Raw genomic sequence first — 26,649 nt, 5'->3', positions numbered from 1 at the left:
TCTCCGTTTCACGGGAAACCGCGCGTTTCACAGCGGTCGCAGGGCGGGTTCCTTCTGGACAGCTCCCAGCAAGCGGTCGAGGGCCAACTCGACATCTTCCTTCCACGAGAGAGTGGTCCGTAGCTCAAGGCGCAGCCGAGGAAAACGGTGATGAGGACGCACGGTCTTGAAGCCGACCGCCAGGAGGTGATCAGCGGGAAGCACACACGCCGGCTCGCTCCAGCGGGCATCGCCGAACGCCTCGATGGCTTTGAAGCCGCGCTGGATAAGGTCCTTGGCGACCGTCTGGACCATCACCCGTCCCAGCCCCTGCCCCTGATAACCGGGGATCAGCCACGCCGTCAGCAGTTGCACCGCGTCCGCCGAGACGGGACTGGTGGGGAAGGCCATGGAGCGCGGCACATACGCCGGCGGTGCGTACATCACGAACCCGACGGGCACCTCGTCGACATAGACCACCCGTCCGCAGGACCCCCACTCCAGCAGTACTGCCGAGATCCAGGCTTCCTTCTCGAGCTCGGGGCGCCCCGCCTTTACCGCGGCCTCACCGCTGACGGGGTCGAGCTCCCAGAAGACACAGGAGCGGCAGCGCTTGGGGAGGTCCGGAAGGTTGTCCAACGTGAGCGGTACGAGCCGACGGCCCATGGAACCAGGTCCTCGCTTCCCTCGCCTGCCGCACCACGAAGCGCCGTCAGCGCGGCCTGTTCTCTGAGCAGACCTCCAACGAACCCTCCGACGGCTGCGAGGCCGAACCCCGCTGCCAACAGTCCGGTGCGGCTCACCGATTGCATGGCCCTCTCCTCGGTGTGAGGTATTTCCACATGGATGCGTGCCATACCCGAACGCATCGTATCCACCCTTTACGGGCACGGGTACCGCAGGAGAGCAAAGGGCGGGCCGTGTTCCGGTATGGACTCCGGAACACGGCCCGTCCGGGAGCCGAGAGCGTCAGCTCACTCTTCTTCGTCGTTCTCCTCTGTCGGCGACTGGTCCAGGACACGCCCCTCACCAGGGGCGAGCGTGCCGAGGATGCGCTCCAGATCGTCCATCGAGGCGAACTCGACGACGATCTTTCCCTTCTTCTGTCCCAGGTCGACCTTCACCCGGGTCTCAAAGCGATCGGACAGCCGGGAGGCCAGGCCCGTGAGCGCGGGGGACACCCGGTTCCCCGCACGGGGTCCCTTGGCCTTGTTCGCGCTCTTGGGGGTCGACCCCATCAGCGTCACGATCTCCTCGACGGAACGGACCGACAGCCCCTCAGCCACGATGCGGCGTGCGAGATGGTCCTGCTCTTCCGAGTCCTCCACGGAGAGCAGAGCACGAGCGTGTCCCGCGGAGAGCACACCGGCGGCAAGCCGCTTCTGTACGGACGGCGAGAGCTTCAGCAGCCGCAGCGTGTTGGAAACCTGTGGACGCGAACGCCCGATCCGGTCGGCCAGCTCGTCATGCGTGCACTTGAAGTCCTTCAGCAACTGGTCGTAGGCGGCGGCCTCTTCCAGTGGGTTGAGCTGAGCCCGGTGGAGGTTCTCCAGAAGCGCGTCGAGCAGCAGCTTCTCATCGTCCGTGGCCCGCACGATCGCGGGAATCTTCTCCAGGCCGGCCTCACGGCACGCCCGCCAGCGGCGCTCGCCCATGATGAGCTCGTACCGCCCCGGGCCCGTCTGGCGGACCACCACCGGCTGGAGCAGGCCCACCTCCTTGATAGAGGTGACCAGCTCGGCGAGAGCGTCTTCGTCGAAGACCTCCCGCGGCTGGCGCGGGTTCGGCTTGATCGCATCCAGCGGCACCTCGGCGAAGTGCGCTCCTGCCACCTCTGAGACACCCGTCGGCGATGCCTCCGACCCGGCCGGTGCTTCCGTTTCACGTGAAACACCGTGCGCCGGCAGCGACGTCACCTTGGCGGCCGCTACTCCTCGCTCCGGGGCAAGGACCGGTACGGACGACGATGACGCCGCCCCCTGTCCGGCGTGGTCCGTGCTCTGCGGTGCCGCGGGGATCAGCGCACCGAGCCCACGGCCCAGGCCTCTACGTCGTTCACTCACTGAGTCCCCTCCGAGATGCTGTGCTGTGCTTCATAGTTGACGCTGAGGCCCTGGCCCCCGGTCTGCGGGACCCCACGCATCGCGATCTCACGGGCCGCTTCGAGGTAGGAAAGCGAACCACTGGATCCCGGGTCATAGGTGAGCACTGTCTGCCCATAGCTGGGCGCCTCGGAGATGCGCACCGAGCGGGGAATGCTCGTACGGAGCACCTCGCGGCCGAAGTGACTACGCACCTCGTCGGCGACCTGGGAAGCCAGCCGGGTGCGACCGTCGTACATGGTGAGCAAGATCGTTGAGACATGGAGCTGGGGGTTGAGATGTCCCCGCACCAGATCAACGTTCCGCAGCAGCTGACCCAGCCCCTCCAGCGCGTAGTACTCGCACTGAATCGGGATCAGCACCTCGGCGCCGGCCACCATCGCGTTGACCGTCAGCAGGCCGAGCGAGGGCGGGCAATCGATGAAGATGTAGTCGAGCGGCTGTTCATACGCCTTGATGGCCCGATCCAGCCGGCTCTCACGCGCCACCAGCGAGACCAGCTCGATCTCCGCACCGGCCAGGTCGATCGTGGCGGGCGCACAGAACAGGCCCTCCACATCCACGACCGGCTGCACCACATCGGAGAGCGGCTTGCTCTCCACCAGCACGTCATAGATGGAGGGCACTTCGGAGTGATGGTCGATGCCCAGCGCCGTCGACGCATTGCCCTGGGGATCGAGGTCGATCACCAGAACCCGTGCACCGTGCAGGGCCAAAGAGGCCGCCAGGTTCACCGTGGTCGTGGTCTTGCCGACCCCGCCCTTCTGGTTGGCAACCACCATGACCCGGGTCTGTTCAGGCCGGGGCAGCCCCTCACCCGCGCGGCCAAATGCCTCCACCGCCAGCTGAGCTGCACGACCGATCGGGGTGTCGTCCATCGGGGGCGGCGTTTCACGTGAAACGTCATCCCCGAACGACTCGCTACGGGGACCGGGGACCGGATCGGTCATCGGTCCCGCGATGTTGGCGTCGGACCGCAAGGATTCACTCTCCTCGACATCAGGCTCGCAATGTTCAGAGCCTGCCATGCTTTCGGTGTCGTGAACCAGTGAGGTCCGCTCTCCTGTGGACGAATCCACTTCTGTGGATACTTCGCTGACCCTTGTGGGCCAACGGTCGCGCGGCGCGGCGGCCGCACGACCACGGTCGATGATCCCTTGCAACAGAGAACGACGTTTCACGTGAAACACGATGCCAGCGTCGTGCCTGAATGAGACGCGACACTCCGCCTTGTGTGGCTTTGATGGCATTTATGAAATTCGACCGTTCCATTCCGCCGCGGAACGGCACCTCCTCGTCTCCGTGCCGAGCTGCGGCGCTCCGGCACCAGGGCATCAGCGCCGGCGCCCCCTCGACACACGGCCCACTCGCGCCGCCTTCGCCCGCTTGGCTGCAAAGCGCACACCGCCGGGGCTCTCGCCCACCTCGACCCGCACCACGGTCGACGGCGGGTCCACGATGCCCTCGCCCACATGCACCACCGAGGTCTCCACCACGCCGAGCTTGCTCAGCGCCGCCCGAGCTCCCTTGAGCTCCTCCTCCGCGGCATCGCCCTTGAGCGCCAGCATCTCGCCGTACGGACGCAGAAGCGGAACACCCCAGCCGGCCAGCCGGTCGAGCGGAGCAACGGCACGCGCCGTCACCACATGCACCTGGGGGAGCTTGCCCATGACTTCTTCGGCCCGGCCGCGCACAACCGTGACATGGTCCAGCCCCAGCAGCTCGACGACCTCCTGAAGGAAGTTCGTACGCCGCAGCAGCGGCTCCAGCAGCGTGATCTTCAAATCCGGGCGCACCAGTGCCAGCGGGATACCGGGCAGCCCGGCCCCCGAACCCACATCGCAGACCGAGACCCCCTCGGGCACCACCTCGGAGAGCACCGCGCAGTTCAACAGATGCCGCTCCCACAGCCGCGGCACCTCACGCGGGCCGATGAGCCCACGCTTCACCCCGGCGTCGGCGAGCAGTTCGCCGTACCGCACGGCCTCCGGAAAGCGCTCGCCGAAAACCTCCTGCGCCGCCTGCGGCGCAGGAGGGAGCTCCGCTGCTGCCTCCGTCACGGGAACCGCCTTTCCTTTGGACTGCTTTTCCTGCCGGGAACCCGGGTTACGCCCCCGGGATAACACAGAACGCTGACAACTTTTGGCCCCGCCTGCGAGCAGACGGGGCCAAAGAAATACGGGAGCGCTGAGCGGTCAGGCCGGGAGGACAACCACTCGGCGCTGCGGCTCCTCGCCCTCGGACTCGCTCCGGAGCCCGGCCGCCGCCACCGCGTCGTGAACGACCTTGCGCTCGAACGGCGTCATGGGGTCGAGCTTCAGCGGCTCGCCGCTGCCCTTGACCTCCTCCGCCGCCTTCGCACCGATCTCCGCGAGCTCCTCCCGCTTCCGCGCCCGGAAGCCGGCGATGTCCAGCATCAGACGGCTGCGGTCACCGGTCTCACGATGAACGGCGAGCCGGGTCAGCTCCTGCAGCGCCTCCAGCACCTCACCATCGCGGCCCACCAGCTTCTGCAGGTCACGGCTGGTCGAGTCGCTGATGATCGACACAGCGGCACGGTCGGCCTCGACATCCATGTCGATGTCACCGTCGAGGTCGGCGATGTCCAGCAGACCCTCGAGGTAGTCGGCCGCGATCTCGCCTTCCTGCTCCAGGCGGGTCAGGGTGTCGGTGCCCTTGGTGGCAGGGGTCGTGTCCGTCACGAAAGGACTCCTTCTTACTTCTTGGACGGGTGCTTGGGGCGCTGCTGGCCCTTGCGCTGACCGGACTTGGCAGTGCGGGCACCGGAGGCGCCGCCCTTCTCCTTGCCGTCCTGCGCGTCGTTCTTCTCCAGCGACTGCTTCTTCTCAGCACCCTGACCGGAGTCCGTGGCACCCGACGCCGATCCGGCACGCGTACGGTTCTGCGCGCCGCCGGCCGGAGCGCCGCCGGTCTGCCGCTTGGACTTCGTCTGACGCTTGGGCTGCTGGCGGTTGTGGCGCGCCTCTTCGGCTGCCTGCTTCGCCTCGACGACGGCCGGGTCCTCGACGACCTTGCCCGCGGCCCGCAGCCGCTCCTGGCGCTCGGCGAAGGCCTTGCTGCCCGGAGTCGGGTTACGACGGATGACGAACATCTGCTGGCCCATGGTCCACACGTTGGTGGTCAGCCAGTAGACGAGAACACCGACGGGGAAGTTGATGCCGAAGACGGCGAACATGAGAGGGAAGACGTACATCAGCATCTTCTGCTGCTGCATGAACGGCGTCTTCACCGTGAGGTCGACGTTCTTGGTCATCAGCTGGCGCTGTGTGTAGAACTGCGACGCCGACATCAGGACGATCATGATGATCGTGACCACGCGGACGTCGATCACGGATGCGCCCAGGCTCTCGATCTTCGCCGCGCTGTCCATGAACTTCGCCGCCAGCGGCGCACCGAAGATGTGCGCCTTCTGCGCGCTCTGCAGCAGTGGCTGGTCGATGACGCCGACCGTCTTGTTCTGCGCGATGTGGCTGAGGACCTGGTACAGCGAGATGAAGAACGGCGACTGGGCCAGAATCGGGAGACAGCTCGAGAGCGGGTTGGTGCCCGTCTCCTTGTAGAGCTTCATCATCTCTTCGGACTGGCGCTGCTTGTCGCTCTTGTAGCGCTCCTGGATCGCCTTCATCTTCGGCTGGAGCGCCTGCATGTTCCGCGTCGACTTGATCTGCTTCACAAAGAGCGGGATCAGGCAGATACGGATCAGCACCACCAGCGAGACGATGGACAGACCCCACGCCGCGCCACTGTCCTTGTCAAAGAGGAGGCTGTAGAACGAGTGGAACTGGACGATGATCCAGGAAACAGCGATATAGAGGGGACCGAGGATCGTGTCCACGAATCAGGCTCCTTGGGCGTTGGGCTGAGTCTCGGGCTGGGCGACAGGCTCAGGGACGGTGGGCCCGCCCAGGCGGCTCCTCAGCCGCTGATGCCAAACCGGACGCTTCCGGGGAGGGACGTGGTCGACGCCACCGAGCGACCACGGATTGCATCGCAGGATGCGCCAGGCTGTCAGCGCAGTCCCTTTCACCGCACCGTGCCGGTCGATGGCCGTGTAGCCATAGTGCGAACACGACGGGTAGTACTTGCAGACCGGTCCCAGCAGGGGGCTGATGGTCCACTGGTAGATCTTGATCAAAAGCAGCAGCGGGTACTTCACTGTGCGCTCCCTCCCGGGTCCCGTCCGGGGTTCCGGGGGCCCGCGGCGTAACCGCCGTCGGTCGCAGTCCCCGGGGGATTGCAGCCTCTCGGCACCCCTCCCAGCAGCCGCTCGAGGGCGGCATCCAGGTCGCGGGCCAGCTGGTCGTGATTCGCATCACCCGCGCAGGGCAGGGCCCGTACGACAACCAGGCTACCGGCGGGCAGCCGGTCCAGCCGGTCGCGCACGATATGGCGAAGCCTGCGCTTGACCTTGTTGCGCACGACAGCGTTGCCCACTGCCTTGCTCACGACGAAACCCGCACGTGCCGAGGGAACACTTTCCCCCGACCCGTGCGGGTCCGTTGCACCGCTGCGGAAATGAACGACAAGGAGCGGGCGCCCGGCCCTGCGTCCCCGGCGTACCGCGGTCGCAAAGTCCTCGCGCCGCCTCAGCCGATTCTCGGTAGGCAGCACGTCATGGACCTGGGTTTCAGGCTGCTCAGGCCGACAGGCGGGCGCGACCCTTGCCACGGCGGGACGCGAGAATCGCGCGGCCGGCGCGGGTCCGCATGCGCAGACGGAAGCCGTGGGTCTTCGCGCGGCGGCGGTTGTTCGGCTGGAAGGTGCGCTTGCTCACTCGGGGGCTCCAGGAATGCTTGTTGTCTCAGGAGAGACAGATGTGGGGCGTCGACTGGCTGTCACCGTGCGCCCACGAGTAGCTCGCAACGCCTAAGTGCACCGCTACACGATCACTCGAGCGTGATCTTTGCCCATCGGAGGCAGGCGGCAGCAGCCATCGACAACTCGACCTGGTCACGGTACGCGCGGCTACGCCATCCGGTCAAACCGGCTTCTCGGCAGCGCCGACGGGCGCCTTGTCAGGACACACTATGCACAGCCTGTGGACAACGACTTGAATCCCCAGGCCCGCCCTGACTACCGTGGCTGAACTCCGATTCCTTCCCGCCCGTCCTGAGAATCACACATTCGTGGGACTGCTGAGAGAGCGTGCCCCGTGGCTGATGTACCTGCCGATCTTGCCGCAGTGTGGCCGCGCGTGCTCGACCATCTCCTTCGTGCGGACGCCGACGGCCTCAAGCCCAAGGACCAGGACTGGCTCAAGCGCACCCAGCCGCTGGCGCTGGTCGCCGACACCGCGCTGCTCGCCGTCCCCAATGAGTTCGCCAAGGGCGTGCTCGAAGGCCGGCTGGCGCCGCTGATCGGGGAGGCCCTCAGCCATGAGTGCGGCCGCCCGATCCGGATCGCGATCACCGTGGACGACTCCGCCGAGGAGCCCCCGGCGCAGTCCGCACCGCCCGCGCCGCAGCACCAGTCGCCACAGCAGCACACCCCGCACCATCAGCAGTCGCATCAGTCACAGCAGCAACACGATCCTTACGACGGCTACGAAGCCCGGCACGACAACCGGCATGACAACCGGCACGACGGGCGCCGCGACGGCCGGCCGGGCTACGGGCACCAGGGCGACGACCTGCCCGGCGTCCGGCCCGCCTACCCGGACTACCAGCCCCGGCACGAGCCCGGCGGCTGGCCGCAGCACTCCTCCCCCATGGCCGGCGGGCCCGGCCCGCGCGACGACTACGGCTGGCAGCAACAGCACCTCGGCGGCTTCCCCGAGCGTGACCCGTACGCCTCCCCGTCGTCCCATATGTCGCAGCATCAGCAGCGGCAGAACGACTACCGCGGGCAGGCACCCGACCGCAGCGGGCCGCCGCAGCACTCCGACGGTCCGCGCTCCCCATATGACCAGCCGCGCCGCGACCTCTCCGAGCACCAGCCCGGCGGGCACAACGGCCGCTCGGGCGGCCCCGGCTCCGGGCTTCCGGCACCCAGCGGTGCGCCCAGCCCGCTCGCCGCGCAGCCCGCGCCGGCGACCGGCCCCGGTGAGCCCACCGCGCGGCTGAACCCGAAGTACCTCTTCGACACCTTCGTCATCGGTGCCTCGAACCGCTTTGCGCACGCCGCCGCGGTCGCCGTCGCCGAGGCGCCGGCCAAGGCGTACAACCCGCTGTTCATCTACGGGGAATCGGGGCTCGGCAAGACCCATCTGCTGCATGCGATCGGGCACTACGCACGGAGCCTGTATCCGGGCACCCGGGTGCGGTACGTGAGCTCGGAGGAGTTCACCAACGAGTTCATCAACTCCATTCGCGACGGCAAGGCGGACGCGTTCCGCAAGCGCTACCGCGACATGGACATCCTGCTGGTCGACGACATCCAGTTCCTGGCGAGCAAGGAGTCGACGCAGGAGGAGTTCTTCCACACCTTCAATACGCTGCACAACGCGAACAAGCAGATCGTGCTCTCCAGTGACCGGCCGCCCAAGCAGCTGGTCACCCTGGAGGACCGGCTGCGCAACCGCTTCGAGTGGGGTCTGATCACCGACGTCCAGCCGCCCGAGCTGGAGACCCGGATCGCGATCCTCCGCAAAAAGGCCGTGCAGGAGCAGCTGAACGCGCCGCCCGAGGTGCTGGAGTTCATCGCGTCCCGGATCTCGCGCAACATCCGTGAGCTGGAGGGCGCGCTGATCCGGGTCACGGCGTTCGCCTCGCTCAACCGGCAGCCGGTGGACCTGGGTCTGACCGAGATCGTGCTGAAGGACCTGATCCCCGGGGGCGAGGACGCCGCGCCGGAGATCACGGCGACCGCGATCATGGCCTCGACGGCCGACTACTTCGGGCTGACCATCGACGATCTGTGCGGCTCCTCGCGCAGCCGGGTGCTGGTGACCGCCCGCCAGATCGCCATGTATCTGTGCCGCGAGCTGACCGATCTCTCGCTGCCCAAGATCGGCGCGCAGTTCGGCGGCCGGGACCATACGACCGTGATGCACGCCGACCGCAAGATCCGCGCGCTGATGGCCGAGCGGCGCTCGATCTACAACCAGGTCACCGAGCTGACCAACCGCATCAAGAACGGCTGAGGCCGGCCACCGCCGACCCTGCCACCCCACCGGCCCCACCGGCCCCGTCGCCACCGCAGGACGTCCCAGGGCGCTCCGGACCCGCTGCCGGAGCGCCCTTCGTCGTACGGGGCGGGAGGGCGGCAGGACGGGGAAGCGGCAGGACGGCAAGGCGGCAGGACGGCGAGGCGGCGAAGCGGGTGCGAGGGTGCAGGGCCTCCCGAGACCACCCCGGTACGCGTCATGCGCCTCTCCCGCAGCCGCCCTGAGCCTCTCCCGTGCCCCCTCCGCGCCCGTTCCGATCCGTCCCGCCGCTGTCCCAAACCTGTGGCGCACGCTTCCTCTGTTCGATTCCGCGGCGGGTCACGGCTTCTCTCCACAGATTGGGCAAGAATCTTCCCTCCACATCCTGGGGAGGGGAAAGTTATCCCTGTGGGATCCACAGGCCGGTGTTCTGACGGAGCATCGGAGGAGGTCAGCCGCGTGTGGATTTGTGGCCAACCTTCTTCCACAGGCTGTGGACAGTGGATTCGTCCACAGGAGGCGCCGCGTCTTGTCCACCGCCCGCCCACAGGCAAGCCGCTGTTGTCCCCAGCGATCTCCGGCTTCTCCACACCGCTGTCCACTGTTCGGCAACGCGACACCCGCCCTCACCGGGCCGAGTGAAAGCGGTCACATCAAGAGGGTGGGTTGGGCTGTGGGGAACGTGGGTAAAGCTGGGGACGGCACTGGGGAGAAGTACCCGTCCCCTGTGCATCGGGTGTGCAGAACTTCCGGTGGTCCACAGAACCGCCGGCTTTTCCACGAGCGCCACCCACAGGGCCGGTGGACAAAAAATCCGCGTTGACCTGCGCAAAAGCAGTTGTCCACGGTTTCCACAGCCCCTACTACTACGACCACGGATATCTACCGGGGAACTCGTTCGGAAACGGGGCCTGTGCACAAGTTGGCCGCCGGGCGTCCGCCATCGGTCGAGCGGACTTGACCCCGAGCCGCACCGACTGTCGGTGGCGTGCGTCAGACTGGTCTCCGGCAACCCAGCCGACGACGAAGGCCAGCAGGGCGAGAGCCAGCAACAGCAGGAGGCGGTTTCCGGTGAAGATCCGGGTGGAGCGCGATGTACTCGCGGAGGCAGTGGCCTGGGCGGCCAAGAGCCTCCCGGCCCGTCCGCCGGTGCCCGTCCTCGCGGGCCTGCTGCTGAAGGCGGAGGAGGGCGCGCTGAGCCTCTCCGGATTCGACTACGAGGTCTCCGCGCGGGTCTCCGTGGAAGCAGAGGTGGAGGAAGAGGGCACGGTCCTCGTCTCCGGCCGCCTGCTCGCCGACATCTGCCGTGCGCTCCCCAACCGTCCGGTGGAGATTTCCACCGACGGTGTACGGGTGACCGTCGTCTGCGGCTCCTCGCGGTTCACCCTCCACACCCTTCCGGTCGAGGAGTACCCGTCCCTGCCGACGATGCCCACCGCCACCGGCACCGTCCCCGGTGAGGTCTTCGCCGCGGCCGCCGCCCAGGTCGCCATCGCCGCCGGCCGTGACGACACCCTTCCGGTGCTCACCGGCGTACGGATCGAGATCGAGGGCGACACGGTCACCCTGGCCTCCACCGACCGTTACCGCTTCGCGGTCCGTGAGTTCCTCTGGAAGCCGGAGAGCCCGGACGCCTCCGCGGTCGCGCTGGTCCCCGCCAAGACGCTCCTGGACACCGCCAAGTCCCTCAGCAGCGGCGACACCGTCACGCTGGCGCTGTCCGGCTCCGGCCAGGGCGAGGGCCTGATCGGGTTCGAGGGCGCCGGCCGCCGGACGACGACGCGTCTGCTGGAAGGCGACCTGCCGAAGTACCGCACGCTCTTCCCGACCGAGTTCAATTCGGTCGCCGTGATCGAGACCGCCCCGTTCGTCGAGGCCGTCAAGCGTGTGGCGCTGGTGGCCGAGCGGAACACCCCGGTCCGGCTGAGCTTCGAGCAGGGCGTGCTGATCCTGGAGGCCGGCTCCAGTGACGATGCACAGGCTGTGGAGAGGGTGGACGCCGATCTGGACGGCGACGACATCTCGATCGCCTTCAACCCCGGCTTCCTCCTGGAGGGCCTGTCGGCCATCGACTCCCCGGTGGCGCAGCTGTCCTTCACCACCTCGACCAAGCCCGCGCTGCTGAGCGGCCGGCCGGCCAAGGACGCCGAGGCGGACGATGCGTACAAGTACCTGATCATGCCGGTGCGGCTCTCGGGCTGACGGCCCGGAGCGCGAGGGTCGTCCCTCGCCCGGCAGGGGTGGCGGCTGTCCGGCACGGACCGGACAGCGCCCTGGCCACGCGCCGTGCGGCGACCGGCTGAAGAGCCCCTGATGAGCGGCTGAGCCCACAGGTGTGCGCGGACCTGCGGGCGTAGGCTCGGACTCGGGTACGAACAGCAACGACTACGTGCAAAGAGGGTCTCTGATGGAGCTCGGTCTCGTCGGTCTCGGCAAGATGGGCGGCAATATGCGCGAGCGCATTCGCCGCGCCGGCCACACCGTCATCGGATACGACCACAACGCTGACCTGGCGGACGTCAACAGCCTCCAGGGGCTTGTGGACAAGCTCAAGGGTCCGCGGGTGGTCTGGGTGATGGTGCCGGCCGGTGCCGCCACCCAGGCCACGATCGACGAGCTGGCCGAGCTGCTCTCGCCGGGCGACATCGTCGTCGATGGCGGCAACTCCCGCTGGACCGACGACGAGAAGCACGCCGAGGAGCTGAAGGCCAAGGGCATCGGCTTCGTCGACTGCGGTGTCTCCGGCGGCGTGTGGGGCCTGGAGAACGGCTATGCACTGATGTACGGCGGCGAGAACGACGATGTCGCCAAGGTGCAGCCGGTCTTCGACGCCCTCAAGCCGGAGGGCGAGTTCGGCTCGGTGCACGCCGGCAAGGTCGGCGCCGGTCACTTCGCGAAGATGGTCCACAACGGCATCGAGTACGCGATGATGCAGGCCTTCGCCGAGGGCTGGGAGCTGCTGGAGAAGGTCGACTCCGTCACGGACGTCCGCGAGATCTTCCGCTCGTGGCAGGAGGGGACGGTCATCCGCTCCTGGCTGCTCGACCTGGCCGTCAACGCCCTCGACGACGACGAGCACCTCGAGAAGCTGCGCGGTGTCGCCGCCGACTCCGGTGAGGGCCGCTGGACGGTCGAGGCCGCGATCGACAACGCCGTGCCGCTGCCCGCGATCACGGCCTCGCTCTTCGCGCGCTTCGCGTCCCGTCAGGACGACTCCCCGCAGATGAAGATGATCGCCGCGCTGCGCAACCAGTTCGGCGGCCACGCGGTCGAGAGCAAGAAGTAGCCGGCCGCAGCAAGAAGCAGCACCACACCGCAGTACCAGCAGGAAGCAGCCGGGGGAGGTCGGCGCCCAGCCATGCACGTATCGCATCTGTCCCTCGCCGACTTCCGCTCGTACGCCCGGGTCGAGGTTCCGCTCGACCCGGGCGTCACGGCTTTCGTGGGCCCCAACGGCCAGGGCAAGACCAATCTCGTCGAGGCGGTCGGCTATCTCGCCACGCTCGGCAGCCACCGGGTCTCCTCGGACGCCCCGCTGGTGCGGATGGGCGCCGAGCGGGCGATCATCCGGGCCGCGGTCGTCCAGGGCGAGCGGCAGCAGCTGGTCGAGCTGGAGCTCAATCCGGGCAAGGCCAACCGCGCCAGGATCAACCGGTCCTCCCAGGTCAGGCCGCGCGATGTGCTGGGGATCGTCCGGACGGTGCTGTTCGCGCCGGAGGACCTGGCGCTGGTCAAGGGCGATCCGGGAGAGCGCCGGCGGTTCCTGGACGAGCTGATCACCGCGCGTGCGCCGCGGATGGCCGGGGTGCGCTCGGACTACGACCGTGTCCTCAAGCAGCGCAACACCCTGTTGAAAACCGCGGCGTTGGCGCGCAGGCACGGCGGGCGCCAGATGGATCTGTCGACGCTGGACGTCTGGGACCAGCATCTGGCCCGCGCGGGCGCCGAGCTGCTGGCACAGCGGCTCGATCTGATCGCCGCGCTGCAGCCGCTCGCGGACAAGGCCTATGAGCAGCTGGCGCCGGGCGGCGGGCCGCTGGCGCTGGAGTACCGCGGTTCGGCGGGTGAGGCGATGGCCGCCGCGTCGACCCGTGAGGAGCTGTACGGCGTGCTGCTGGCGGCGCTCGGCGAGGCCCGTAAGGGAGAGATCGAGCGCGGGCTGACGCTGGTCGGCCCGCACCGCGACGATCTGGTGCTCAAGCTGGGGCAGCTCCCGGCGAAGGGCTACGCCAGCCACGGTGAGTCCTGGTCGTATGCGCTGGCGCTGCGGCTGGCCTCGTACGACCTGCTGCGGGCCGACGGCAATGAGCCGGTGCTCGTGCTCGACGACGTCTTCGCCGAGCTGGACGCCCGGCGCCGCGAGCGGCTGGCGGAGCTGGTGGCCCCGGGCGAACAGGTGCTGGTGACGGCGGCGGTGGACGACGATGTGCCGGGCGTGCTGGCCGGGGCGCGCTATGCGGTGGCCGACGGCGCCGCGGAGAAGGTGACCCCGTGAGCGAGGAGCAGCCCGACCGGCCCAGGACCCCGGAGCTGTCCGGTGTGGATCTGGCCCGTCAGGCCCTGGTGGCCGCCAAGGAGCAGGCACGTGCCCGGGGTGCGGCCGCGCAGCAGAAGAAGCAGGCCAGGCGCGGCGGGCTGCGCTCGGGCGCGCGCGCCGACGGCCGCGATCCGCTGCCGCTCGGTGCGGCGATCAACCGGCTGATCACGGAGCGCGGCTGGGAGACCCCGGCTGCGGTCGGCGGGGTGATGGGGCGCTGGCCGCAGCTGGTCGGGCCCGAGGTGGCGCAGCACTGCGAGCCGCAGAAGTACGACGAGGACGCCCGGGTGCTGACCGTCCAGTGTGATTCGACGGCCTGGGCGACGCAGCTGCGGCTGCTGGCCCCGACGCTGGTGGCCCGCCTCAACGAGGACCTGGGGCACGGCACCGTAAAGATGATCAAGGTGCTGGGTCCCGGGGGCCCCGCGCGCCGGTACGGATCGCTGCGGGCACCGGGAAGCAAGGGCCCCGGCGACACCTACGGCTGACCTCCTGCTTCCCCCATATACGGGGGTGGCGGGTGAGACTCCGCTCACGGTAGCCGCCGGTTGACAGCCGGAAGCGCTGAGTGCCCGTGTGAGCGTCCTGAGGCCCCGTCTCGGATATGGGGAGTCGGCGGACGTCAGTTCAGGGCGGCACATGACGACTCAGGTGCCTGCAAACCCCCATGAGTGTCAGCGCTACCGGTAGACTGGTAGCAATCCCGCCCACTCGCGGAACATGTCGAACGACGCAGCCGCTCCCGCCTGTCTTCCCAGGGGTGAATCCCACAGGCGCGGAAGGGCTCGTGCTGTGCCAGAAAGGGCGCTTCGTGGCCGACTCCGGCGACCTCAACGAGAACAACACGGCTTCTACTGAAGAGGGGGTTCCTGCCGGCGCCACGGGCGACTCCGCGGTGGAGAAGTCGTACGACGCCAGTGCGATCACCGTCCTCGAAGGCCTGGACGCGGTCCGCAAGCGCCCTGGCATGTACATCGGCTCGACGGGCGAGCGTGGTCTGCACCACCTTGTGCAAGAGGTCGTGGACAACTCCGTCGACGAGGCCCTGGCCGGCCACGCGGACACCATCGAGGTGACGATCCTGGCGGACGGCGGCGTGCGCGTCGTCGACAACGGCCGCGGCATCCCGGTCGGCATCGTGCCGTCGGAGAACAAGCCGGCCGTCGAGGTCGTGATGACGGTGCTGCACGCCGGCGGCAAGTTCGGCGGCGGTGGCTATGCGGTCTCCGGTGGTCTGCACGGCGTGGGTGTCTCCGTCGTGAACGCGCTGTCGCAGCGGGTGGCGGTCGAGGTCCGCACGGACGGCCACCGCTGGACGCAGGAGTACAAGCTCGGTGTCCCGACCGCGCCGCTGGCCAAGCACGAGCCGACCGACGAGTCCGGGACGACGGTGACGTTCTGGGCCGACGGCGACATCTTCGAGACCACCACGTACAGCTTCGAGACGCTGTCGCGGCGCTTCCAGGAGATGGCGTTCCTCAACAAGGGTCTGACGATCGCGCTGACCGACGAGCGCCCGGACCATGTGGACGAGGAGGGCAGGCCGCTCTCGGTGCGGTACCACTACGAGGGCGGCATCGTCGACTTCGTGACGTACCTCAACTCGCGCAAGGGCGAGCTGGTGCACCCGACGGTGATCGCGGTGGAGGCCGAGGACAAGGAGCGCCAGCTCTCGGTCGAGCTGGCGATGCAGTGGAACACCCAGTACAGCGAGGGTGTCTACAGCTTCGCCAACATCATCCACACCCACGAGGGCGGTACCCACGAAGAGGGCTTCCGCGCCGCGCTGACGGGTCTGATCAACCGCTACGCGCGCGACAAGAAGCTGCTGCGCGAGAAGGACGACAACCTCACGGGTGAGGACATCCGCGAGGGTCTGACGGCGATCATCTCGGTCAAGCTCGCCGAGCCGCAGTTCGAGGGCCAGACCAAGACCAAGCTGGGCAACACCGAGGTGAAGACCTTCGTGCAGAAGGTCGTCTACGAGCACCTCACGGACTGGCTGGACCGCAACCCCAACGAGGCCGCGGACATCATCCGCAAGGGCATCCAGGCGGCGACCGCGCGCGTGGCGGCCCGTAAGGCGCGCGATCTGACCCGGCGCAAGGGCCTGCTGGAGACGGCGTCGCTGCCGGGCAAGCTGAGCGACTGCCAGTCCAACGACCCGGCCAAGTGCGAGATCTTCATCGTCGAGGGTGACTCCGCCGGCGGCTCGGCCAAGTCCGGCCGTAATCCGGAGTACCAGGCGATCCTGCCGATCCGAGGCAAGATCCTCAACGTCGAGAAGGCCAGGGTCGACAAGATCCTGCAGAACAACGAGGTCCAGGCGCTGATCTCGGCGTTCGGCACGGGCGTGCACGAGGACTTCGACATCACCAAGCTCCGCTATCACAAGATCATCCTGATGGCGGACGCCGACGTCGACGGCCAGCACATCAACACCCTGCTGCTCACCTTCCTCTTCCGCTTCATGCGGCCGCTGGTGGAGGCCGGGCACGTCTACCTTTCCCGCCCGCCGCTGTACAAGATCAAGTGGGGCCGGGACGACTTCGAGTACGCCTACTCCGACGCGGAGCGGGACGCGCTGATCGAGCTCGGCAAGCAGAACGGCAAGCGGATCCGCGAGGACTCGATCCAGCGGTTCAAGGGTCTCGGTGAGATGAACGCCGAGGAGCTGCGCATCACGACCATGGACACCGACCACCGGGTCCTCGGTCAGGTCTCGCTGGACGACGCGGCCCGTGCGGACGACCTGTTCTCCGTGCTCATGGGCGAGGACGTCGAGGCGCGCCGCTCGTTCATCCAGCGCAACGCCAAGGACGTCCGCTTCCTCGACATCTGAGCCCTGTCGGCCCGAACAACAGCCGCAGCTCGAAAGGACTTTGAACCACCATGGCCGACGAGAACCCCCCTGTGACCCCGGACGGCGTGACCGCCGAGGGCGCGCCCGCCACCATCGAAGGCGTCGGGATGCGTGTCGAGCCCGTCGGGCTCGAAACGGAGATGCAGCGCTCCTACCTCGACTACGCGATGTCCGTGATCGTCTCGCGTGCGCTGCCCGACGTGCGGGACGGCCTCAAGCCCGTCCACCGCCGGGTGCTGTACGCGATGTACGACGGCGGCTACCGCCCGGAGAAGGGCTTCTACAAGTGCGCCCGCGTCGTCGGCGACGTCATGGGTACGTACCACCCGCACGGCGACTCCTCGATCTACGACGCCCTGGTCCGCCTGGCGCAGCCGTGGTCGATGCGGATGCCGCTGGTGGACTCCAACGGCAACTTCGGCTCCCCGGGCAACGACCCGGCCGCGGCCATGCGGTACACCGAGTGCAAGATGAAGTCGCTGTCCATGGAGATGCTCCGGGACATCGACGAGGAGACCGTCGACTTCCAGGACAACTACGACGGCCGTAACCAGGAGCCGACGGTCCTGCCGGCGCGCTTCCCCAACCTGCTGATCAACGGCTCGGCCGGTATCGCGGTCGGCATGGCGACGAACATCCCGTCGCACAACCTGCGCGAGGTCGCGGCCGGTGCCCAGTGGGCGCTGGAGAACCCCGAGGCCTCCAGCGAGGAGCTGCTCGAGGCGCTCATCGAGCGCATCAAGGGCCCCGACTTCCCCACCGGCGCACTGGTCGTGGGCCGCAAGGGCATCGAGGAGGCCTACCGCACGGGCCGCGGCTCGATCACGATGCGCGCCGTGGTGGCGGTCGAGGAGATCCAGAACCGCCAGTGCCTGGTGGTCACCGAGCTGCCCTACCAGGTCAACCCGGACAATCTCGCGCAGAAGATCGCCGACCTGGTCAAGGACGGCAAGATCGGCGGCATCGCGGACGTCCGCGACGAGACCTCCTCGCGCACGGGCCAGCGCCTGGTCATCGTGCTCAAGCGGGACGCGGTCGCCAAGGTCGTCCTCAACAACCTCTACAAGCACACCGATCTGCAGACCAACTTCGGCGCGAACATGCTGGCGCTGGTCGACGGGGTGCCGCGCACGCTCTCGCTGGACGCGTTCATCCGCAACTGGGTGACGCACCAGATCGAGGTCATCGTCCGCCGGACGAAGTTCCGGCTGCGCAAGGCCGAGGAGCGGGCGCACATCCTGCGCGGTCTGCTCAAGGCGCTGGACGCCATCGACGAGGTCATCGCGCTGATCCGGCGCAGTGAGACGGTCGATGTGGCGCGCGAGGGCCTGATGGGCCTGCTGACGATCGACGAGATCCAGGCGAACGCGATCCTGGAGATGCAGCTGCGCCGGCTGGCCGCCCTGGAGCGCCAGAAGATCACCGCTGAGCACGACGAGCTGCAGCGCAAGATCAACGAGTACAAGGCGATCCTGGCCTCCCCGGAGCGCCAGCGCCAGATCATCAGCGAGGAACTGGCCGCGATCGTCGAGAAGTTCGGCGACGACCGGCGCAGCAAGCTGGTGCCCTTCGAGGGCGACATGTCCATCGAGGACCTGATCGCCGAGGAGGACATCGTCGTCACGATCTCCCGTGGCGGCTATGTGAAGCGGACGAAGACCGACGACTACCGCTCGCAGAAGCGCGGCGGCAAGGGCGTACGGGGCACGAAGCTCAAGGAAGACGACATCGTCGACCACTTCTTCGTCTCCACGACCCACCACTGGCTGCTGTTCTTCACGAACAAGGGCCGGGTCTACCGCGCCAAGGCGTATGAACTCCCCGACGCGGGGCGGGACGCGCGGGGTCAACATGTGGCCAATCTCCTCGCCTTCCAGCCGGACGAGCAGATCGCCCAGATCCTGGCGATCCGCGACTACGAGGCCGCGCCGTATCTGGTGCTCGCCACCAAGGCCGGCCTGGTGAAGAAGACGCCGCTCAAGGACTACGACTCGCCGCGCTCGGGCGGTGTCATCGCGATCAACCTGCGCGAGCAGGAGGACGGCACGGACGACGAGCTGATCGGCGCCGAGCTGGTCTCGGAGAGCGACGATCTGCTGCTGATCAGCAAGAAGGCCCAGTCGATCCGGTTCACGGCGACGGACGACGCGCTGCGCCCGATGGGCCGGGCCACCTCCGGTGTGAAGGGCATGAGCTTCCGCGCGGACGACGAGCTGCTCTCGATGAACGTGGTCCGCGCCGGTACGTTCGTCTTCACCGCCACGGACGGCGGTTACGCCAAGCGCACCGCGGTCGACGAGTACCGCGTCCAGGGCCGCGGCGGCCTGGGGATCAAGGCCGCCAAGATCGTGGAGGACCGGGGTTCGCTGGTCGGAGCGCTGGTGGTCGAGGCGACCGATGAGATCCTCGCGATCACGCTCGGCGGTGGCGTGATCCGTACACGGGTCAACGGAGTCCGTGAGACCGGCCGTGACACCATGGGCGTTCAACTGATCAACCTGGGCAAGCGTGATGCTGTCGTCGGCATCGCACGGAACGCCGAGGCCGGTCGTGAAGCCGAAGAGGTCGACGGGGGCGAGGCGCCCGACGAGGCCGAAGCGGCCGAGGGGACCGTGCCCACGGAGGCCGAGGGCGAGCAGCCCGCGGCGGAGTAGCACGAGGAGTAGGTCGTGAGTGGAGCCACGGGCGCTGCGGCGGGTGGATCGGGAGCCGAGAAGGACTCCCCGTCGTCCGGACCCGCAACCCTGACGGAGAACAGCGCCCGTGGCTCCGCCGTTTCTGACACCGGCCCCCGAGACGAGGGCTCTCACCAGGGGGGACCCGTGACCGATACCCGTCAGCCGCAACCACAGCCCCGGCAGCAGTCCCAGGGGAAGTCCCAGGGGCAGACCGAGGGCGGCTCTCAGCAGCCGTATCAGCCGCCTCAGGCGTATCCCACCGGCGGTGGGCAGGGCGGCGGGCAGACGGTGCGCCGGCCGCGTACGGGCGCGAGCACGGCCCCGCGGACCCGCAAGGCCCGGCTGCGGGTGGCCCGCGCCGATCCCTGGTCGGTGATGAAGGTCAGCTTCCTGCTCTCCATCGCGCTGGGCATCTGCACGGTCGTGGCCGCCGCGGTGCTGTGGATGGTCATGAACGCGATGGGCGTCTTCTCCACGGTCGGCGGGACGATCAGTGAGGCCACCGGCTCCGGTGACGGCGCCGGCGCCGGCTTCGATCTGCAGTCGTTCCTCTCGCTGCCGCGGGTGCTGCTGTTCACGTCGGTCATCGCGGTGATCGACGTGGTGCTGGCGACCGCGCTGGCCACGCTCGGCGCATTCATCTACAACCTGTCGGCGGGCTTCGTCGGCGGTGTGGAGCTCACCCTCGCCGAGGACGAGTGATCCCCTGGCGGGAGGGCGTTCGGGAGGCTCCCGGAACCGATTTTGGGAACGCCTCTGAAGTGCGCTAATCTTTCGGTGCAGCGAACGCGCGGCTATAGCTCAGACGGTTAGAGCGCTTCCCTGATAAGGAAGAGGCCCCAGGTTCAAGTCCTGGTAGCCGCACCGCACCATCGGCCCGGCCGGGGAACTCCCCGGCCGGGCCGATTCGTTGTACGGAGGCGGAAGTTGGCTCGCGGCGGCGGCCCCGGACGAGGTGTTGCCGACTGCGAGCTAGGTAACCGATCGGTATCGGCCGGTGTGTATCATCGGCCGACATAGGTCCCCTACGTCAACGAAAGACGAGGTCGCGCGGTGAAGAAGCTTCTCCTGGTCGCACTGGCCGCCATCGGCGGGCTCCTCGTGTACCGCCAGATCCAGGCGGATCGCGCCGAGCAGGATCTGTGGACGGAGGCGACCGACTCCGTGCCCGCAGGTTCGGGTGTCTGAGACCCCTCACAGCAGCACAGCACGTTCGTACGGACCCCGATTGCCCCTGGGCGGTCGGGGTTTCGTGCGTCCAGGGGCAATCGGGGTGCGTGCGGGGTGCGGGCGGGGCGGTCTGCGGTGGGGGTGCGGACGGGGCGTGCCGGGGTGGCTGAATGTCGTTGTGGGGCCGTGGCGGCCCTCTTGTTCGATTTGCTAAAGCATACCAATTCATTGCAACAGCAAATACCCTGATATGGTCGGCGGTGCAAGGGGGAGCTGGGGAGCTGGGGAGCCGGGCGGGGGTTCGGCGAGCACGCAGGGGCCGGTGGTGTTGCTCGTGGGGTGAAGAAGGCCGGCGATGCCGGCCCGCGCTCGCCGGGTCACTTCAGGCCACCGGGGCCGGCCGGGTCAGGATGTTGGCTGTTGGGGGGCCGGCCGAGGGGGCGACTGCCGAGGGGCCGGGTGCCGAGGGGCCGGGTGCCGAGGGGCCGCGCGTCGAGGGCCGGGTGCCGAGGGGGCGGGCCGCACGGTGGTCGGTGGCGCTGACGTTTCACGTGAAACATCTTCAGAAGAAGGCCGGCCGGGGTCAGCAACCGTGCTACGACGATGAGTTCGCCAACGAGCCGACGGGAAAGGTCTGCCAGGGCGATTCCGGGACCTCGGCGGACGGCAGGCAGGAAGGCGGTGGAGGATGGCCCACAGGCGTGTGGCGGCCGTCGCCATCGGCGGAGTGGGCGAACTGCTGCCGGCCGGTCTCGTGGTCGCCTGCGGGCAGGCCTGTAGGAAGCCGCGGACCGGCGCCGGGAATTCCGATCCGATGAGATGAGGGGTGGCTCGTGGTGACGGGGTGCACGACGAACAGGGGCATAGCCGTACTGGCGGTGCTTGCCGTGGTGACGATCCTGCCGGGGGCAGTGGGCGTGGCCTCGGCAGGATCCGTCCCCGGCTACCGGACGGGGGACGGCGCCACGGCGACCAAGGGCACCCCCAGCGCCGCGGATGCGCCGCAGCTCAAGCGCGGACTGCACACCGACTCCATCAAGCGCGGCGAGCAGAAGTACTACGCCGTCACCCTGGACGACCGGACCAGTGCGTACTTCTCGGCCGTCGCGGCGCCCAAGCCCGGTACCAAAGTCCAGGACTACGGCGACAAGCTCACCATCAACGTCCAGGACAGCAACGGCGCGATCTGCGATTCGGGAGGCAGCCCGTCCTTCAGCGGCGGCGGCATGGCCTACCCGATCGCCGACTACGCCACCCGTCGCATCGGCACCGACCGTACGGCGTGCCAGAAGGCGGGCCCGTACTACCTCGTGATCACCCGTGAGGGATCGGCGTCGTCCGGCACCGGCGCCTGGCCGCTCGAACTGGACTACCTCGACGAGCCCCCGCTCAAGGGCAACCCCCCGGCCCAGCCGGCCCGGGGCACCTGGAGCACCGACACCCCCGCACCGCGCACGGACACCACCAAGCGCAGCGCCAAGGGGGGTACGGGCTTCAACGATGCGGGCTCGATCGCCGCCGGGGTGTGGAAGGACCGGATCACGCCGGGCGAGACCCGCTTCTACCGCGTACCGGTGGACTGGGGGCAGCGGCTCAACCTCAGCGCGGAACTGCCGAATGCACCCTCCGGAGCTTCCGGCTTCCTCGCCAGGGCGCTCGGGCTGGGTGTCTACAATCCGGCGCGCGGTGCGGTCGGCGACGTCAGCTTCGTCTCGTACACAGGGAAGCCGGCCGCGGCGAAGGAGTTCACCGCGCCCGTCGAGTACGGCAACCGCCTCAACCCCACCCACTCGGTCAGGGCGATGCGGTTCGCCGGCTGGTACTACCTCGAGGTCAGCCTGCATCCCGACGCCGCGCAGTACTTCCCCAAGGGCGCGGAGCTCACCCTGCGGGTGGATGTCCGTGGCACCGCCCAGGCCGGCCCCGACTACGCCGGGCCGACCGGCACCTTCTCCGTCACGCCCGAGGACCGGAACACGGCACGGAAGGGCCAGACCGCCCAGGAGGCGGCGAAGAGCGGCACGCTGATGGCCGTCGCCTACGCCGGGATCGGCACGGGGGTGGTGCTGCTGGCGGGGCTGGGAGTGTGGACGCTGGTGGCGCGGCGCTCCGCGGCCGCTGCGGCGGTCGCGCCGACCGGGGCAGTCGCAGTGGGCGGGCCGGGAAGTCAGCCCGCCCTGCCGGGACAGTCGGCACAGCCGACCCAACAGGGTCAGCAAAAACGGCAGTTCGGGCCGCCACAGGGCTGGTAGCGGGCGTCCGCGAGGCGGGCGGGCCCCAGGTGGTGCACCGGGCCACGGCGGCCCCTCAGGCGGCGATCAGCGCCCAGATACCGACCGCAAGGCAGAGCAACGCCACGATCAGCACCGGGATCGCGACCTTCGGGGGCGGTCCCGGTTTCCTGTACGGGACGGGTGGCGCCGCGGCCCGTGCGGCGACGTGGGCGCCGGCCGGGGGGTGTCCGGGGATCGGGTGCGGGCCCGCCGTATAGGCGCGGGTCGCGGGCTCCGGGTGGCCGACGGCCGTGGGTTCGTACGTGGGCGCCGGAGGCGGGGGAGGCGGGGGAGGCGTTGTACGCATGCCGGACGCCGTGTGGGGCCCGGCCGGGATGCCGTGGCCGGATGGCGTGCTGAGGTGGCCGGTGGACGTATTGCGGTGGCTCAGGGGCGCATCGCCGTAGCCGGTCGGCGCAGGGCCGTGGCCGGCCGGTGTATGGCTGTGACCGGTCGGCGTATGGCTGTGACCGGTTGAGGTGCCGCCGTGCCCCGTGGGCGGGCCGCCATGGCCGGTGGACGAACCGTTCGGCATCGGCATCGGCATCGGCATGGGCATCGACGTGGATGCCGATGAGGTGCCCGGACCCGCCGGAGCGCTCGGCTCCGGCGGCGCGAGAGGGAAGCTGCCGGTGTCCGACATGGAGATGTGCCCGGTGGCCGCCGTGCCCGCAGTGGCGCCGGCCGTCGCGGGTCCGTCGGCGTCCTTGGAGCGCAGCGGGCCGTCCGCCCCGAAGCCGGCCGGCAGCGGGCCGATGTGGTCGAAGACCTCGACGACCTCATCCTCGATCGTCGGGTCCGGCAGCAACTCGACCGTCGAGATCACCGCTTTACGCGCCCCCGTGGCCGTTTTGAACCGGGCTTCCGGGTCGGGGTGCACCAGGGACGCCAGCACCTGCCACAGTGGCTCCGGCACGCCCTCCGGCGCGTTCGGGATGCCGTGCCGGAAGCGCTCGACCAAGGCGTCGGCGTCCGGCTTGGCGCCGGTGATCAGATAGAGCGCGACCAGCCCGACCGCGAACAGGTCGGCGGGGAAGTCCGGTTCGGCACCCAGCAGCTGCTCCGGTGCGAAGTAACCGGGTGTGCCCACCACGAGGTTGGTCTCGGTCAGCCGCGGTTCACCCTTGCGCATCGCGATGCCGAAGTCCGACAGCCGTAGATGCGGCCGGCCGGTGCCCGTCGCCTCCAGGAGGATGTTCGCCGGCTTGATGTCCCGGTGCACCACGCCCTCCGCATGCACCGCGGTCAGTCCGGCCAGCAGCTGGTCCAGGAGCAGGCACACGAACCGGGGCGGCAGCGGGCCGTAGTCCCCGATCAGATGCGCCAGCGAGCCGCCGTGCACCAGATCCATGGTGAACAGGACCTTGTCGTCGTCCGCGGCCCAGCTCGCCGGGGCCAGCACATGCGGATGGTCGATCCGCAGGGCCTGTTCGCGGACGAAGCGCAGCAGTGTGTGCGCGTCGCTCTGCTGCAGCACCTTGGCGGCAACGTAGCGGCGGCGCCGGGCGTCCCAGGCGCGCCAGACCGCGCCCACCCCGCCCCGTCCGACCGGGTCGACCAGTTCATACCGACCGGCGAAGATCTCACCCATTGCGCCCCGTCCGCCTTCTGAACTCGCAACGTCGGCTGTGGCTAACCCTGGTGCGCCTCGTAGTGGGCGACCGCGTCCGCGGTGCGACCGGCACCGTAGACCCGGAGGAACTCTGCCAGTTCGGGGTGAGCGGGGGCGAGGGTGTTCGCCGCATCGATGATGTCCCCGGCGTCGGAGACCGACCGCAGCAGCGACTGGATCTCCCGCACCACGCGCCGCACCGTGGTCGCCCCCGTCGACGATGTCTGCTGCGCGGTGTTGTTGAGCACCGAACCCCCCGCCGTCTTCTTGATCTCCTCCATGCGGTCGGTGGCCTCGGCGGCGCTGACACTGCCGTCGGCGACCTGGCCGGCCAGATCCTGCAACGCCTGCACCCGCTGCACCACTGCCGGGTTGCCTATCTTCGCCCGCTGCCCGCTCATCAGCTGCGACAGCATCGGGGCCGACAGACCGAGCACCGCGGCGAGCCGGGCCTGGTTGAGACCGAGATCGTCGATGAGGCGACGGAACAGCGCACCCAGAGGCTCCCCGTACCAACTGCGCTGTAGCTCCCGGGCCCGCGCGGTGGCTTCCTGCTGTGCTGCGTCCATGCCGTCTCCCCTGTCTCCCCGGTGGCTTCGCTGCCGCGAATCTCGCGAAGCATCCTACGGAGAGCGACGGGGTGCGGCGATACCCGGTCGGGAAAGCGGCCGGACACCGGGTACCCTGGTGCGCGAAGGGGCCTTAGCTCAGTTGGTAGAGCGCTGTCTTTGCATGGCAGATGTCAGGGGTTCGACTCCCCTAGGCTCCACCCCGTATGACCCCTCTGACCTGCGGAAACGTGGCCAGGGGGGTCTTTTTGTCCCGAATTTCCGTGCTGACGTGTCAGCACGGTGGTGCCGACAGACGTCTGCGGAGGTCCGTGTTTGTAGGGCTTCCGGGTAGCGCCTCTCCCCTGTGGATCCCCTGGTGCCGCGGCGTTCGTCGGTGATCGCGGCCGAGCACGGCACCACGATGGACGGTCTCCTGGAGCAGCCGGCCTTCCGGGAGCTGACCGAGGAGGAGCGTGAACAGGGAACCCGGGATGCCGCCAGGAACTCGGTGTGGAGTACACGCCTGAGGTGAGAGGGCGATCCCTCCATCACGGCTCACGCCATGCCTCCCGGCTTCTGAAAGGCCCGCGTGGGTCGCTCGGCGCTTGGATCGACCACGCGGATCGACTGGCAGCCTGCTCTGCACTCGCGGAGGCCGCCCGAACTCGCCCTGGAGCGGGCCCGATGGGTATCGATCAGGACATGCAGTTGTGGCAGCTGCCGACGGGTCATTACACACAGTCGGTGCACTCCTAGGCCTGTAGCTCGTCGGCCAACCGCCAGGCCTGGTCGATGAAGCGCGCGGCTTGAGGGTGGGCACCGTGCGAGGGGCGGGCGAGATAGGCAGGCACGGTGGGTGCGCCAGTCAGCGGGACGAGGTGGACGGCGGGGTGCGTGTAGCGGCGGGCGGCGGAGACCGGTGCAGTGCCCACGCCGAGGCCGACGGCCACCTGTTCCAGCCATTCGTCGAAGTTGCGGCATTCGGCGCCGACCACTGGCCGGCTGCCGTCGGGCCACATGTCGGGGAAGGTGGTGCCGCTGACGGTGTTGACGATCAGCGGCAGGCCGACGAGTTCCGCCCAGTCGAGTTCGGTGCGTTCGGCCAGCTGCCAGCTCGCGGGGACAGCCGCGATACGGGACTCCTCGTAGAGGAGGACGCCGCGCAGTCCCTTCGGTAGGGGCGCGCTGCGCAGCAGGGCCAAATGCGCCTCGCCGGTGTCGAGTCCGGCCTGGGGGGTGTCACAGCGGATGAACTCGACGCCCACTCCGGTCTCCTCACCGAACCGGGCGGCGAGCCGCGATAAACCCTCGGGCAGTCCCCAGCTGAACCCGATGCGCAGTTTCTCCCCTTTCTGTAAATCCCCCAGCGTCGAGTCGAGCTGGCGCAACAGCGGGGTGACGGCCTCCTGTAGGGTCTTTCCTTTGTCGGTCAGCTCCGTTCTGCGCGTGCTGCGTTCGAAAAGTCTCACGCCCAGGGACTCCTCGAGAGTCCTGATGTTGCGGGTCAGGGTTGGCTGGGTGAGATGCAGGCGGCGGCCGGCGGCCGTGAAGCCACCTTCCTCGGCTACGGCAAGAAAGCAGCGCAGGTGACGCAGATCGATGTTCATTCGTGGAGTGTATAGGTGGTTCAGTAAAGTAATTTCTCCACCCCCTGCCCAGTGTCTAGTGTTCTGGGTGTAGCCGGGCGGACGGGGTGCCCGGGAAGCATGGGCCGATAGCCGATGCCGCTGGTGTGCAGTCATGTGTTACGGGGGTAACGTGCAGGGAGCGCTGGAGCGT

At 68.6% G+C, this 26,649-nt stretch carries 22 protein-coding genes, 2 tRNA genes and 1 pseudogene; 13 read left to right on the top strand and 12 right to left on the bottom strand.

All coding sequences use genetic code 11. The features are described from left to right. Positions 1 to 27: 27 nt before the first annotated feature. From ACWGJY_RS02170 to rpmH, 9 genes and pseudogenes are all read right to left on the bottom strand, one after another. Complete coding sequence (locus ACWGJY_RS02170; protein ID WP_453258888.1) at positions 28 to 645, bottom strand: GNAT family N-acetyltransferase; 618 nt, start codon at positions 643 to 645, stop codon at positions 28 to 30. A gap of 308 nt (positions 646 to 953) precedes the next feature. Beyond that, a complete protein-coding gene (locus ACWGJY_RS02165) occupies positions 954 to 2,042 on the bottom strand; it encodes a ParB/RepB/Spo0J family partition protein (RefSeq protein ID WP_453258887.1) in 1,089 nt (362 codons plus the stop codon). Beyond that, positions 2,039 to 3,109: an AAA family ATPase gene (locus ACWGJY_RS02160; RefSeq protein WP_453259045.1), complete on the bottom strand. Its 1,071-nt coding sequence runs from the start codon at positions 3,107 to 3,109 to the stop codon at positions 2,039 to 2,041. The genes ACWGJY_RS02165 and ACWGJY_RS02160 overlap by 4 nt, the downstream gene beginning before the upstream one ends. Positions 3,110 to 3,415: 306 nt before the next feature. Then, on the bottom strand, positions 3,416 to 4,141 hold the full coding sequence (gene rsmG, locus ACWGJY_RS02155; RefSeq protein ID WP_453258886.1) for a 16S rRNA (guanine(527)-N(7))-methyltransferase RsmG: 726 nt from the start codon (positions 4,139 to 4,141) through the stop codon (positions 3,416 to 3,418). Positions 4,142 to 4,276: 135 nt separating this feature from the next. Continuing rightward, positions 4,277 to 4,783, bottom strand: a complete 507-nt coding sequence (locus tag ACWGJY_RS02150; RefSeq protein WP_453258885.1) for a Jag family protein — start codon at positions 4,781 to 4,783, stop codon at positions 4,277 to 4,279. Between the two features lie 14 nt (positions 4,784 to 4,797). Next, entirely contained in the window at positions 4,798 to 5,937 is a 1,140-nt protein-coding gene (gene yidC, locus ACWGJY_RS02145) for a membrane protein insertase YidC (RefSeq protein ID WP_453258884.1), read from the bottom strand. Between the two features lie 3 nt (positions 5,938 to 5,940). After that, the gene (gene yidD, locus ACWGJY_RS02140) at positions 5,941 to 6,258 is read right to left on the bottom strand and encodes a membrane protein insertion efficiency factor YidD (RefSeq protein WP_006604423.1); all 318 of its coding nucleotides are present in this window, start codon (positions 6,256 to 6,258) and stop codon (positions 5,941 to 5,943) included. A gap of 86 nt (positions 6,259 to 6,344) precedes the next feature. After that, positions 6,345 to 6,713: pseudogene (rnpA, locus tag ACWGJY_RS02135) on the bottom strand (ribonuclease P protein component); the annotation flags it as partial. A gap of 25 nt (positions 6,714 to 6,738) precedes the next feature. Further along, positions 6,739 to 6,876, bottom strand: a complete 138-nt coding sequence (gene rpmH / locus ACWGJY_RS02130) for a 50S ribosomal protein L34 (protein WP_003949374.1) — start codon at positions 6,874 to 6,876, stop codon at positions 6,739 to 6,741. 378 nt (positions 6,877 to 7,254) lie between these two features. On the opposite strand from rpmH, the gene dnaA reads away from it, so the two are divergent. The 11 genes from dnaA (at position 7,255) to ACWGJY_RS02075 (ending at position 22,686) form a co-directional block, all read left to right on the top strand. Then, positions 7,255 to 9,183, top strand: a complete 1,929-nt coding sequence (gene dnaA / locus ACWGJY_RS02125; protein WP_453258883.1) for a chromosomal replication initiator protein DnaA — start codon at positions 7,255 to 7,257, stop codon at positions 9,181 to 9,183. 1,074 nt (positions 9,184 to 10,257) lie between these two features. After that, on the top strand, positions 10,258 to 11,388 hold the full coding sequence (gene dnaN, locus ACWGJY_RS02120) for a DNA polymerase III subunit beta (RefSeq protein WP_328385706.1): 1,131 nt from the start codon (positions 10,258 to 10,260) through the stop codon (positions 11,386 to 11,388). Between the two features lie 205 nt (positions 11,389 to 11,593). Next, on the top strand, positions 11,594 to 12,472 hold the full coding sequence (gene gnd, locus ACWGJY_RS02115) for a phosphogluconate dehydrogenase (NAD(+)-dependent, decarboxylating) (RefSeq protein ID WP_453258882.1): 879 nt from the start codon (positions 11,594 to 11,596) through the stop codon (positions 12,470 to 12,472). 72 nt (positions 12,473 to 12,544) lie between these two features. After that, positions 12,545 to 13,681 carry a DNA replication/repair protein RecF gene (recF, locus tag ACWGJY_RS02110; RefSeq protein ID WP_453258881.1) on the top strand — a complete coding sequence of 379 codons (1,137 nt, stop codon included), beginning with the start codon at positions 12,545 to 12,547 and terminating at the stop codon, positions 13,679 to 13,681. Next, positions 13,678 to 14,211 carry a DUF721 domain-containing protein gene (locus tag ACWGJY_RS02105; RefSeq protein WP_453258880.1) on the top strand — a complete coding sequence of 178 codons (534 nt, stop codon included), beginning with the start codon at positions 13,678 to 13,680 and terminating at the stop codon, positions 14,209 to 14,211. Before recF ends, ACWGJY_RS02105 begins: the two co-directional genes overlap by 4 nt. A 299-nt stretch (positions 14,212 to 14,510) precedes the next feature. Beyond that, a complete protein-coding gene (gene gyrB, locus ACWGJY_RS02100) occupies positions 14,511 to 16,565 on the top strand; it encodes a DNA topoisomerase (ATP-hydrolyzing) subunit B (RefSeq protein WP_453258879.1) in 2,055 nt (684 codons plus the stop codon). A 50-nt stretch (positions 16,566 to 16,615) separates the two neighbouring features. Continuing rightward, positions 16,616 to 19,240 carry a DNA gyrase subunit A gene (gyrA, locus tag ACWGJY_RS02095; protein WP_453258878.1) on the top strand — a complete coding sequence of 875 codons (2,625 nt, stop codon included), beginning with the start codon at positions 16,616 to 16,618 and terminating at the stop codon, positions 19,238 to 19,240. A 15-nt stretch (positions 19,241 to 19,255) separates the two neighbouring features. After that, positions 19,256 to 19,966: a DUF3566 domain-containing protein gene (locus ACWGJY_RS02090; RefSeq protein WP_453258877.1), complete on the top strand. Its 711-nt coding sequence runs from the start codon at positions 19,256 to 19,258 to the stop codon at positions 19,964 to 19,966. A gap of 88 nt (positions 19,967 to 20,054) precedes the next feature. After that, positions 20,055 to 20,128 (top strand) — tRNA-Ile (locus tag ACWGJY_RS02085). A 189-nt stretch (positions 20,129 to 20,317) separates the two neighbouring features. Further along, positions 20,318 to 20,452 carry a DLW-39 family protein gene (locus tag ACWGJY_RS02080; protein ID WP_003958712.1) on the top strand — a complete coding sequence of 45 codons (135 nt, stop codon included), beginning with the start codon at positions 20,318 to 20,320 and terminating at the stop codon, positions 20,450 to 20,452. An 815-nt stretch (positions 20,453 to 21,267) separates the two neighbouring features. Then, complete coding sequence (locus ACWGJY_RS02075) at positions 21,268 to 22,686, top strand: hypothetical protein (RefSeq protein ID WP_453258876.1); 1,419 nt, start codon at positions 21,268 to 21,270, stop codon at positions 22,684 to 22,686. A 55-nt stretch (positions 22,687 to 22,741) separates the two neighbouring features. On the opposite strand, the gene ACWGJY_RS02070 is transcribed toward ACWGJY_RS02075, so the two are convergent. Together ACWGJY_RS02070 and ACWGJY_RS02065 are read right to left on the bottom strand one after the other, a co-directional pair. Then, positions 22,742 to 24,298, bottom strand: coding sequence for a serine/threonine-protein kinase (locus ACWGJY_RS02070; RefSeq protein ID WP_453258875.1), 1,557 nt, complete (start codon positions 24,296 to 24,298; stop codon positions 22,742 to 22,744). Between the two features lie 41 nt (positions 24,299 to 24,339). Further along, positions 24,340 to 24,888, bottom strand: a complete 549-nt coding sequence (locus ACWGJY_RS02065) for a helix-turn-helix domain-containing protein (protein WP_453258874.1) — start codon at positions 24,886 to 24,888, stop codon at positions 24,340 to 24,342. 127 nt (positions 24,889 to 25,015) lie between these two features. Between ACWGJY_RS02065 and ACWGJY_RS02060 the strand changes: the two genes are divergently transcribed. Beyond that, positions 25,016 to 25,088, top strand: a tRNA-Ala gene (locus tag ACWGJY_RS02060). Positions 25,089 to 25,246: 158 nt separating this feature from the next. Further along, complete coding sequence (locus tag ACWGJY_RS02055) at positions 25,247 to 25,402, top strand: hypothetical protein (RefSeq protein ID WP_453258873.1); 156 nt, start codon at positions 25,247 to 25,249, stop codon at positions 25,400 to 25,402. A 220-nt stretch (positions 25,403 to 25,622) separates the two neighbouring features. On the opposite strand, the gene ACWGJY_RS02050 is transcribed toward ACWGJY_RS02055, so the two are convergent. Beyond that, positions 25,623 to 26,477 (bottom strand): LysR family transcriptional regulator, encoded by an 855-nt coding sequence (locus ACWGJY_RS02050; protein ID WP_453258872.1) that lies wholly within the window; start codon positions 26,475 to 26,477, stop codon positions 25,623 to 25,625. Between the last annotated feature and the right edge of the window lie 172 nt (positions 26,478 to 26,649).

This window comes from Streptomyces sp. NPDC054765, from assembly GCF_053612065.1.
This window is presented reverse-complemented; position numbering and strand designations above follow the sequence as displayed.

Bases quoted from the DNA above. Each gene is read 5' to 3' on its own strand.
- ACWGJY_RS02170 (WP_453258888.1), bottom strand. From the start codon at position 645: ATGGGCCGTCGGCTCGTACCGCTCACGTTGGACAACCTTCCGGACCTC.
- ACWGJY_RS02160 (WP_453259045.1), bottom strand. From the start codon at position 3,109: ATGGCAGGCTCTGAACATTGCGAGCCTGATGTCGAGGAGAGTGAATCC.
- gnd (WP_453258882.1), top strand. From the start codon at position 11,594: ATGGAGCTCGGTCTCGTCGGTCTCGGCAAGATGGGCGGCAATATGCGC.
- recF (WP_453258881.1), top strand. From the start codon at position 12,545: ATGCACGTATCGCATCTGTCCCTCGCCGACTTCCGCTCGTACGCCCGG.
- gyrA (WP_453258878.1), top strand. From the start codon at position 16,616: ATGGCCGACGAGAACCCCCCTGTGACCCCGGACGGCGTGACCGCCGAG.
- ACWGJY_RS02070 (WP_453258875.1), bottom strand. From the start codon at position 24,298: ATGGGTGAGATCTTCGCCGGTCGGTATGAACTGGTCGACCCGGTCGGA.
- ACWGJY_RS02065 (WP_453258874.1), bottom strand. From the start codon at position 24,888: ATGGACGCAGCACAGCAGGAAGCCACCGCGCGGGCCCGGGAGCTACAG.
- ACWGJY_RS02050 (WP_453258872.1), bottom strand. From the start codon at position 26,477: ATGAACATCGATCTGCGTCACCTGCGCTGCTTTCTTGCCGTAGCCGAG.